This is a genomic window from Aequorivita antarctica (genome assembly GCF_007997155.1).
Lineage (GTDB): Bacteria > Bacteroidota > Bacteroidia > Flavobacteriales > Flavobacteriaceae > Aequorivita > Aequorivita antarctica.
Genome location: NZ_VORT01000053.1, coordinates 1 through 479, shown reverse-complemented (window position 1 = coordinate 479; position 479 = coordinate 1). Strand labels below are relative to the sequence as shown.

Annotated in this window: 1 protein-coding gene; it reads right to left on the bottom strand. The window is 44.9% G+C overall.

The window, feature by feature from the left end; translation table 11 throughout:
- A partial coding sequence (locus ESU54_RS17935) for a hypothetical protein (protein ID WP_170253306.1) occupies positions 1 to 479 on the bottom strand: 479 nt, incomplete at both ends.

The window sequence follows — 479 nt, the reverse complement described above, 5'->3', positions numbered from 1 at the left end:
ATTGGCTCGCAGTTTCCTTCCCAAATATAAACACCATCTAAAAGTGGGTCAAAATAAGCCCAACCTGCGTCAAACAACGCTGTTGGATTGCCAATAGAACTGGAAGAGGTAACAACCCAGTAAACAGCACCACTGCCGCCACCGTCAGTAACAGAAAGCTCGACCCAGTAAGTAGTCGGTGTACCTGCCTGTCCAGCAAACATAAATGGAGTAACAGTCAATTCTACTTCGTTCACGTCAAGGCCAAAGTTGGCGCCAATTACTGTCTGATTGTCTATAGTTACTGAAGCCTCAGAACCTATAATAGCACCAGGTAATCCGGCTGCATCAGAATAATAATTTACATCAACATTAGAGATTCCACCGTTGGCGAAAATGCTCGCGGTTATGTTGGTCAAAGTGAAGTTCTCGTCAGCAGAGACAGTTAAGTCGTTTGCGGTCTGAAAAGCAGTTGCAGAGGAACAGTTAATTCCGTTCTC